The organism is Nostoc sp. (genome assembly GCF_036917615.1).
Lineage (GTDB): Bacteria > Cyanobacteriota > Cyanobacteriia > Cyanobacteriales > Nostocaceae > Nostoc.
This window is the reverse complement of the sequence record NZ_JBALCZ010000062.1, coordinates 47,639-57,925: the sequence shown is the minus strand read 5'-3', so window position 1 is coordinate 57,925 and position 10,287 is coordinate 47,639. Positions and strand designations below refer to the sequence as shown.

6 protein-coding genes are annotated in these 10,287 nt (G+C 43.6%); 5 read left to right on the top strand and 1 reads right to left on the bottom strand.

Features of this window, described 5'->3' with window-relative positions:
- On the bottom strand, positions 1 to 4,452 hold a 4,452-nt coding region (locus V7K85_RS22530), incomplete at its 3' end, for a PA14 domain-containing protein (protein WP_334816717.1).
- A gap of 1,192 nt (positions 4,453 to 5,644) precedes the next feature.
- On the opposite strand from V7K85_RS22530, the gene V7K85_RS22525 reads away from it, so the two are divergent.
- The 5 genes from V7K85_RS22525 to V7K85_RS22505 all read left to right on the top strand — a co-directional run bounded on the left by V7K85_RS22525 (position 5,645) and on the right by V7K85_RS22505 (position 10,224).
- Positions 5,645 to 6,145 carry a DUF2231 domain-containing protein gene (locus V7K85_RS22525; protein WP_334816715.1) on the top strand — a complete coding sequence of 167 codons (501 nt, stop codon included), beginning with the start codon at positions 5,645 to 5,647 and terminating at the stop codon, positions 6,143 to 6,145.
- Entirely contained in the window at positions 6,142 to 6,759 is a 618-nt protein-coding gene (locus V7K85_RS22520) for a DUF2231 domain-containing protein (protein WP_334816721.1), read from the top strand. Before V7K85_RS22525 ends, V7K85_RS22520 begins: the two co-directional genes overlap by 4 nt.
- A 60-nt stretch (positions 6,760 to 6,819) precedes the next feature.
- Entirely contained in the window at positions 6,820 to 7,731 is a 912-nt protein-coding gene (locus V7K85_RS22515) for a cytochrome c oxidase subunit II (RefSeq protein WP_334816713.1), read from the top strand.
- 14 nt (positions 7,732 to 7,745) lie between these two features.
- The gene (ctaD, locus tag V7K85_RS22510; RefSeq protein ID WP_334816711.1) at positions 7,746 to 9,434 is read left to right on the top strand and encodes a cytochrome c oxidase subunit I; all 1,689 of its coding nucleotides are present in this window, start codon (positions 7,746 to 7,748) and stop codon (positions 9,432 to 9,434) included.
- A gap of 187 nt (positions 9,435 to 9,621) precedes the next feature.
- Positions 9,622 to 10,224 carry a cytochrome c oxidase subunit 3 gene (locus V7K85_RS22505; protein ID WP_334816709.1) on the top strand — a complete coding sequence of 201 codons (603 nt, stop codon included), beginning with the start codon at positions 9,622 to 9,624 and terminating at the stop codon, positions 10,222 to 10,224.
- Positions 10,225 to 10,287 lie beyond the last annotated feature (63 nt).

The following is a 10,287-nucleotide window of genomic DNA, read 5'->3' as shown; positions in this document are numbered from 1 at the left end:
AAATAGCGATCGCAGCAAAGCGTCCACTGCTCTTAAGGCATTAATGCCTGTAATCATTATGGAGTATAGGTTAGAGCTTTTCTTAGTGCCATTCGTATCAACACTCAGGGGCAGAATACTGGTGAATGGCTGTGCTATCCCTATACGATCTGGTCTAGCCCAATCTAAGTTGAGCTTGGTTTCTCCCTCATAATTGTGGAACAGTTCCATTTGCAGGGTATAGGTTTTGCCTGCTTCCAACCGGACTGTATTGTTGTTAAGGGACTGAACTTGACCGTTGACTCTGTAAGTATTTGGAATGTACTGATCGTAAGCATCCCAACCGCGAGTAAAGTAAATGGGAGTACCATCCAGAATTAGCCCAATACTATCGCCTGGCTCTTTGACACCGGGGGGGAATGGGCCTTTCTGGCGTTGAGGCAAGAAGGTATAATTACCCGTGGTAGGCGCAACAAATTGCCCCGTCCAGCGCACGCTATATTCTCCCTTTAACCCCAATCCTTCTGCTAGTTCAGACACTCCTTCCCCAAAGCTGTTGCTCACCAAGGAAAACGCCGCTAATCCTTCTGCTGAAAGATTCTTAAAGAATTCAACCTGCACCCCTGTGGATGGTGGGGGGGTGTAAACCGGGGAAACTAGGGTTTTGGGCTGGCTGGCACTTTGCCAATAAAGGCGAGTAAAAGCTGGCCCAGTGTTATCGTAATAATCAAACTTCAGATTATAGGTTTTACCTGCTTCTAGTTTGATGGGTGAACTGACCTTACTACCCTGATTATTCCAGTTGTCATAAACGAGTTTGCCATCGAGGAAGAGGCGACTACCTTCGTCACTATCCAGAGTGAAGGTGTAATTTTCTGTGTAGGTTGGTTGAATTGTGCCTTGCCAAGTGACACTAAACAAGTCTGACCGGATAACACCTGGTGATGGTGAACCGTCTCCCCAATTTTGATTAATTTTGGACTCGGTTTGAGTGAAAACTGGCCCATTTTCCAGCTCAGTATCGTAATAATATGAAGCGATAAATTGGGGCGGTTTCAAACCACTATTGGGTGGAGGCGAAATAGCTAGCTCGATTGGGTCAAAAGGTTGACGAGATGACTGGAATGGTGTTTGAGTGAAAATCTCGAAGGGAGATATCTTGACATTTTGCCCATTTACCTGTTCATATAAACTATGTTCAGTGAGTTGAGAAGCAGCATATTCAATTTTTAGATCGTAGGTTTGTCCCTGAATCAGATCAATCCTGCCAGTCTTTTCTTTAATCGCAGTGACTCCACTAATGCCACCCCTTGATGTAATTGTTCTGGTCTGATTCAGAGTTACTTCCTGACCATTAATCCAGATCCGAATTTGATCGGAATCCCGCATCTGGTTAATTGTAAATTGTAAGAAGCCTGTGTATTTCGCTTCTAGCTTGCCACTCCAGCGAATACTCAAAGGTCTAATCTTGTCCCCGGAGAAACTGCCTTCGACTAGACTCAGATTCTGGTAATCTATTCCATTAAATACCTGGGTTCTATTTTGTGAAGTGAGATTACTAGGAGTAGCCGCAATTGTAGGCACAAAAGTACTGAGAAGTGCTGTGCCTTGAAATTGATCATCTTTATAAACTTCTACTGCAAACCCTTGACTAATAGTAGGTGAGGCGTTAGTGGTAACGGGTTTTAGCACCTCATCAAAGGGTTGTTTTTGCAGTTCAATGGTTGGATGGAAGGGTTCACTACTATATCCAGAGGTTGTGTAGGTGAATTTTAGGGTATGTTTCCCTTTTTCTAAAAATATAGTTCCTTGACGACCATCAAAATCAGCTAGGGCTTGACCATCAATTTTGGGTGCGAAGGTACCGTAGTCTCGTTTTGCTACATTGCTGTTGATTTTGTAAGTGCCGGTGAAGGGAGCTTCAAACTCACCCGTCCATCGGGCATTGTAGCCACTGTTTTGCCTAACCAGTTGAGCGATCGCCTGCGGCAGTGTCTGATCGCGATCCACTCCCATTGTCGTTTCTACCCGCTTGAAGATAGGTCTGAGTTGAGCTTTATCTTCGGGTAGAAAGTACTCGACCAAAAATCCCCGCTCAACCCTTTGAGTGCCTAAGCTAGTGAGGCGATCGCTCGGAATCTCTTGGCGATTGATATTTGGACCTTCCCACTCCAAGGTGATGCTGCTTGATTTAAAAAAGCTGTTACGGTCATCATTGAAGTACTCTACCTGAATGTTGTGCTGTCCCTCCTCTAGGCTGATTTTCTGGCTTGATGCTCGGTTAGAATAGAAGAGATCGATCCAACGATCAATTACCAGTTGCCCATCAATCCAGACCCGACCGCCATCATTAAAAGTGGCATGGAACTGATAATCCCCAGCATTGGTTACATTGAGTAATCCCGTCCAGCGCACTGCAAAATACCTAGTATCCACGCCGTTGCCAGGAGAAAAAGTTGCAATATCAAGAGTTGCATCGGTCTTGGTTAATTGCAGTGGGTTACTTTGAATGATTTCGTTAGTTCCATTAAAGTATTCACCTTTAACACCAGACAGGGTGGGTGTCAACACTGTCGCCGGAATAATTTGCTGCTGTCCGCCCGGTGGAGTCCAAGACAATTGAGCGCTGGCATTATCAGTGTACTGCTGGTACTCCATCACTAGGTCATACTTCTGACCTTGTTGCAGAGCGATCGTACCTGTATAGGATGAGACGACTCTGGCTGTGCCCCAACTATTAATAATTTGCTGACCATTCACCCACAACCGCACTCCGTCCTCAACTTTGGCAGTAAAAGTATACGTGCCTGTTGACAGTGCAGCAATTTGCCCACTCCACCGGGTGCTGAAGTAATTGGTATTTAATGCTGCTAGGTTAGGAGAGCTTAGATACCAGTTTTGGTTAATCGTGTTCTCAACTTTGGTCATTACTGGCAGCCCCAGCAAATCAGGATTGCCGAAATATTGAGCGGTTAACCCTGTATTAGTTGCTGATGGCGGTACATATTGCTGCGACACATAATTCAGGTCATTCTTGGTAAAGGGTATAATAAAATAGGTTGTTGTAAGACCGCGATCTGATAGGTTCAACTCAAACGGCAGTATAGATTTTGTCGCCGCAACATTAGCAAAGCTATCTGGGAACTTAATTTCTAGATTGCCAGTGACTTTGCTGTTTTGGGGGTCAATATAAAATGTGCCAGAATTTGCTTTATAGCCAATCGGTAACTCCAAATTAGCAGCGACTTTGGCATTAAGTTCGTAAGAACTGATTTTAGTAGCTCTGTCTTTGATAAAATTCCATTGCCTATCTGTCAAGTTGCTTGGCTTACCCCCCAGCACCTCTTCCACAGTGCGAGGTTTGATATCCAATCCTATCTGTGGAACTCCAAAATCTCCAGACAGTGTTAATTTAGATGATTGAGTAATACTCTTCTCCAGAGTTTCATTGAAGAGAGGGGCTTCGGGAGCAGAAATCTTAAACCCTATGGAAGTATCGACCAGCAGATCGCGTATTTTATTAAACTTAACCTCCGGCTCGTAGGACAGATTCTTTATCTGCATGACCAAGCGAATGTCCCCTTGGGTGTAATTAATCTTCCCAGAGGGAGCCACCCCATCTACTAAGGTGGTAAACTTAACCACATCTTCCGGGAATCCGGCGGTCTTCAACCCCTGCTTAATTGCTTGTTGTAATACCTGTAGTGGGTCTTGGATATTGGCATTGAAGGTACTCTGTTCCTTATTCAGTGCATCCTGAATAGGGGTTTTGATTTTGCTGATGAAGTCGTAAACGAAATTGTCAGATACTAGGTTGCCTACTAAGGGTAGAGCCGCAACTTGCAGTTGAGATTGTTGAGTTCTGAGGCTGTCAGAGAGTTTTTGTAACGCTAGGGGAATACCAGTGACAGCCTGATTAAACAGATCGTTGGCTGATCCCAATATGCCTTGATACGCTGGCAATACGTAGGGCTGAAAAGGAGATGCAATTATTTCAGCATCAGAGTGGTAATCTAAAACCCAATCACTACCTTGACCAATTGTCTTTGTAGAAGCGGAAACTTTAGCTTTAGTTAGTTCCTGCAATCGCCCAACAAATGCTTGACCAATTGCTCCCTTTGCCACTGTACAGCTATAAAGCCGCAGAGAAACACCAAACAGATGTGTTGCTAGCTGCTGAAATGAAGATGAGTTGCACTCAAGACTTGCTAGATTAAGAGTGCCAGCAGCGAAGTGCAAACATCCCGGCGTGCCATGTACTACAAGACTTACAGACGCGACATTCTGCCTTGCCAAGATTTCACTAAGTTGAACTACGAAATTGCGATCGCCCCTCAGCACGAGTGATTGAACACTAGGCAACACGCCTGCTAATAAAAACTCATAGTCCTGCACGGCTTCATCAATTAAAACAAGATGGCAAGCAGTTTTTCTAGGGTAGAGCAAGCTAGTCAAAGGAATTAGGCAACTCATACTGAACCTCAGTTAGGCAAAATTAAATAGAATCTTAATTTAGTGATGGCAAATGTAAAGATTAGCCACCACATTGTGTAATAACCAGGATGGTCTCAAAAATCCCAATAACCACATCTCTAAGTTAATTACATAAGTAACTCACATTAAATCAAGATTGGTAAGCAGTCTAATTACGTAATTTATATGGCATTCTTTAAAAAAGAGAAGGCAGTCCCGGTAAACTTCGTATACCCCCAACCCCTGACTGTCTAATCAGTATTTAAAAGTTTGAGACTCAAGCACAGTCAGAAGTTATTGATGTTGATTGACCAAAGCTTGTATTGTGCTAATTAGATCACCATGAAGGTGACATTTGTGTTAGCGAGGAGCTTCGGAAAGAGCTAATCTACAATGTTGATTTTTTATACTTTATTATAAATATTTGCTGAAGTTGTACAAGTAACTATTTTTCGCTTTTAGCTAAGAATAAAACTTGCTACTGACCTGATTCACTTTTATACTAACTAATCAAAATTATATATTTTTGTCATTCGCACGACAATTAAATATTTTATAATTGTGAAATATTTTACATAAAAATATTATTTTTAGGCTTTTTAAAATCTTAATTAATGCCAGAATTGATACATTTTGTAAATATTTTTTTGCTAACTAACTAACATTTTGAATTTTAATTATTATTGTTTTGACAATTCATAAAAATTTACTTAAGCTAAAAGATAAGTTAAGCAAATCAACAAACGACAGCGATTTTGTTTAGCTACATCAAAAATTGCTGTTGCAGACTATTGGCATGAGGAAATTAATCACAAGAAAGTTATTCATTGTAAGCAAGTTTACTAGATTTGTTTACAAAAAGCTAAGACATGATTAAGCGTATTGTACCGCGCACATATTGAACAGATTTTGGTCATTTATGGATGGATACTTGTGGTGATGTTAGTGACTATCCATCAATCATTGAAGTTTGACTAGCGATTTTAGATTTTAGATTTTGGGTTTTAGATTTTGGATTAGGGTCTTCTAGTTTATGCTCCATCAGGTGCGGAATAAATCTAAAAGACGCTCGATAACTCTTTGGTATAGTCTCTCCAAGAGTTGAGGCTGTGCTATCGGTAATCCAAAATTGGCAATTCCATTATCCAAAATTGATTGACCAAAGTGCGGTAGATATGTCCAGGAGAAGACAATGCTTGAATATTTGACATCTTTGAACGAACACAATTTACCCTATCCAGATACAATTCATCCCATCGTTGTCCACTTCGTAATAGCGATGGTGTTGTTTTCCTTCTTCTGCGATGTAATTGGCTATTTTACTGGGAAAGCCAGTCTTTTTGAGGTGAGTTGGTGGAATATGTTAGTTGCCACGATCGCCATCTTCGTCGCAATCATTTTTGGTCAGTTTGAAGCGGGTTTAGCACAACCTTATAGCCTAGTTAAATCGGTGCTGAATTTGCATACGCTGATTGGTTGGTCGCTTTCGGGAATGATCACGGCGATTACAGCTTGGCGCTATGTAATTCGTGCCCGCAACCCGCAAAAAGTACCGATTTATTATTTGGGAGCCGGACTAGTTTTGACTTTGATAGTTGGCTTGCAGGTATATCTCGGAGATGAACTTGTTTGGGTGTATGGATTGCATACCGTGCCAGTTGTGGAAGCATTAAAGGATGGTCTGTTGCGATGAACTCAGAATTGATTGACCAATTGACCGGCTCTCTAGGCGCAAACGGATTACCTTACACCATTCCCATTCATCCCAATTTAGTCCATCTGACCATAGGTTTGTTCATTATTGGGATGACCTTTGATATCGTTGGTGTTCTGTTCCCCTTCCAAAAATGGGTCTTCAAATTTTTGGCAATTACTGTGGAACGTGACAACTTATTTGATGTTGGCTGGTACAACATGCTAGCTGCCAGCATCATTACATTTTTCACGGTGGGAGCAGGCTTTTACGAAATGCTGTTGGCAACACCACCAGCTGATACCAAGAGTGCCTGGGGATTGCAGGCAATGGAAACTATGCTCTGGCATGGTGTGGGTGGTGTGTTGTTATTAGCGCTGATTGTTGGCATGACTATCTGGAGAGGATGGCAGCGCTTCGTTTGGGGCAAACAAGCATATAAACAGACAGATAGAGAAGTGCAATGGATTTATCTGTTCGCAGGCATAGCAATCATGTTGATTATGTACGTCCACGGTACATTAGGGGCGCAAATGGCTACCGAATTTGGCATACACAATACAGCAGATAGTTTGCTGCGATTGGGCCAAGACCTCAACACAACGCTCAAGTAAGTCATTTGACCAATGACCAATGACCAATGACCAATGACCAATGACCAATGACTCTTGATCATGAAAATCCAGAAGATTTTAAATATTTTGACGCTGCTTACAGGCGCGATCGCAGTGACTGTTAGTAGTCTCTGGATCGGCAAGCAGGCTTACTTTTGGCTTCCTCCCCAAGCAGCAGCCGAATCTCAACTAATTGATGATTTGATTAGCTTCTTAGTAACCCTCGGTGCCTTCATCTTCTTGGGAGTGACAAGTACTCTGATGTATTCTGTTATCTTCCATCGGGCAGTCAAAGATGACTTCACCGACGGCCCCCCAATTCATGGCAATGTCACCTTAGAAGTTGTCTGGACAGCGATCCCAATTCTTTTAGTGTTTTGGATTGCGGGCTACAGCTACCAAGTCTATGAGCAAATGGGGATTCAAGGCCCATCAGAATTAGTTCACCTGCATAATCCACTGGCAGTAGCAGCAAAAGATGTATCAGCTAACTCTTTAGCACAACCCGTTGAGAAAATCGACGTACTAGCCAAACAGTGGGCGTGGGTTTTTCATTACCCAGAGAGAGATATTACCAGTACCGAATTGCATTTACCGAGCGATCGCCGGGTGCGTTTGGCACTGCGATCGCAAGACGTACTCCACGGCTTTTATATACCTGCATTTCGTCTCAAGCAGGATATTATTCCTAACCATCCGCTCGACTTTGAATTTACTCCTATCCGCCCTGGTCAATACCGATTGACTGATTCCCAATACAGCGGCACATACTTTGCGACGATGCAGGCGAATGTAGTCGTCGAATCTTCTGAAGATTATCAGCAGTGGCTGGCCCAAGCTGCAACCCAAAAGCCATCCCTAGCAAATAATCAGGCAGCTTCTGAGTATGCTCAAACATCCAATCAATCAGTCCAAACTGGTTGGATCACAGTTCCACCTGCTGCACCTCCTCTAGTCAATTCACCTGGTTGAAAGGAAAGTAACCGATGACTAATGTTCCTATTGAAGGCATCATTTTCCCTAATGAAAAGCCTAACCACGAATCTCCAAGTAACTGGAAAGAATACTTCAGCTTTAGTACTGACCATAAAGTAATTGGTATCCAGTATCTCGTTACCTCATTCTTTTTCTTTCTCGTCGGCGGTATTTTTGCGATGGTGATGCGGGGAGAACTGCTAACACCCGAATCAGATTTAGTCGATCGCACTGTCTACAACGGCATGTTTACCATGCACGGCACTGTGATGCTGTTCTTGTGGACATTTCCCTCACTGGTTGGTTTTGCTAATTATTTAGTGCCCCTGATGATTGGGGCGCGAGATATGGCATTTCCCCGCCTCAACGCCGTTGCCTTTTGGATGGTACCAGTAGTTGGGATTTTGATGATGGGTAGTTTCTTCGTCCCTGGTGGCCCAGCCCAAGCCGGTTGGTGGTCTTACCCGCCCGTCAGTCTCCAAAATCCCACAGGTAACTTAATTAATGGTCAAGTTATCTGGCTCCTAGCGGTGGCAATATCTGGCGTATCTTCAATTATGGGGGCAGTAAACTTTGTTACCACAATCGTCAAGATGCGGGCCCCAGGAATGGGCTTCTTTCGGATGCCCTTGTTTGTCTGGGGAGTATTTAGTGCCCAGATTATCCAACTATTCGGACTACCTGCACTGACGGCGGGGGCAGTGATGCTGCTACTCGACCTTACAGTTGGCACTAGCTTTTTTGACCCAGCCAAAGGTGGGAATCCAGTAATGTTTCAGCATTACTTCTGGTTCTACTCCCACCCCGCCGTTTACGTGATTATTTTGCCTGTGTTTGCGATTTTCTCAGAAATCTTCCCGGTTTATTCACGTAAACCTCTATTTGGTTACAAAGTAGTTGCCATTTCATCCATCTTGATTGCACTAGTCAGCGGTATTGTTTGGGTACACCATATGTACGTCAGCGGTACCTCAGGCTTGATGCGGTTGATTTTCATGATGACAACAATGTGCGTGTCTGTACCCACTGGTATTAAAGTATTTGCTTGGGTGGCGACCATCTGGGGAGGTAAACTGCGACTGCACACACCAATGCTGTTCGCTCTAGGTGCGTTGGTAATGTTCGTCTTCGCAGGTATCACAGGCATTATGCTTTCCTCGGTGCCGGTTGATGTCCACGTTAACAATACCTACTTTGTGGTAGGACACTTCCATTACGTCCTCTACGGTACCGTGACGATGGGCTTGTATGCTGCCATCTACCACTGGTTCCCCAAGATGACTGGGCGGATGTACTCCGAAAGCTGGGGTAAAATCCACTTCTGGTTAGCTTTCATCGGCACCAACCTCAACTTTTTGCCCATGCACCCCTTAGGATTGCAAGGAATGTTACGCCGAGTTGCTTCCTACGCCCCAGAGTATCAATTCTGGAATGTCATCGCTAGCCTGGGCGGATTTTTGTTGGGAATGTCCACTTTACCTTTCATTTTCAACATGGTGATTTCTTGGATGCAAGGCGAGAAAGCACCTGACAATCCTTGGCGGGCAATTGGATTAGAGTGGTTAGTTTCTTCACCGCCCCCAGTAGAGAACTTTGAAGAAATTCCGATTATCATCTCTGAACCATACGGTTACGGCAAATCTGAACCGTTGACAGCTAACCTACGCGAAAGCCACTCAACATTGACAAGCGCAGACTGACTTTTATTTCGGAACCAAAAACCTTTTTAAATCTCGTTTCCAGGTAGAACCTGGAAATGATCTTTATTGGGCTGCCGCGAGTAAGAAAGGCGGAGCCTCAATAATGGGCATTCCCAGCCAGAGGCTAGGAACGAGGGAATGAGGCAATTACACATCGCAGTTTGCAAGATAAAGGAGAATTCCACCAATGGACAGTTATATCAATTCAAATGAGTTGCACCAGACAAGCGCAGAACATAGCCACGACGAAGAAGGCAACAAGATGTTTGGCTTCATTGTGTTCCTACTGTCTGAAAGCGTCATTTTCCTGAGTTTTTTCGCAGGATATATCATCTACAAAACAACAACTCCTAACTGGCTACCAGCTGGTGTTTCTGGACTAGAAGTAAAAGATCCGACAATCAACACAGTAATTCTTGTTTCCAGTAGCTTTGTGATTTACTTCGCCGAACGCGCCCTTCAACGCCATGACTTAGTGAAATTTCGCCTGTTTCTCTTGGCAACAATGGCGATGGGAACTTACTTTTTGGCTGGACAAGCAATTGAATGGAGGCACCTGGAGTTTGGCTTCACCTCCGGGACATTCGGTGGGACGTTTTATCTACTAACAGGTTTCCACGGTTTGCACGTTTTCACAGGTATTCTGTTGCAGTTGATAATTTTGGTACGTTCTTTCATCCCCGGCAACTACGACACAGGTCACTTCGGCGTCAACGCAACTTCGTTGTTTTGGCACTTCGTCGATATTATCTGGATTATTTTGTTTGTCCTTATCTATGTTTGGCAGTAAACATTAGACTTCTGGTGAGAATACGGTCTAAAGATATTTAGAATCACAGATGCACACAGATTG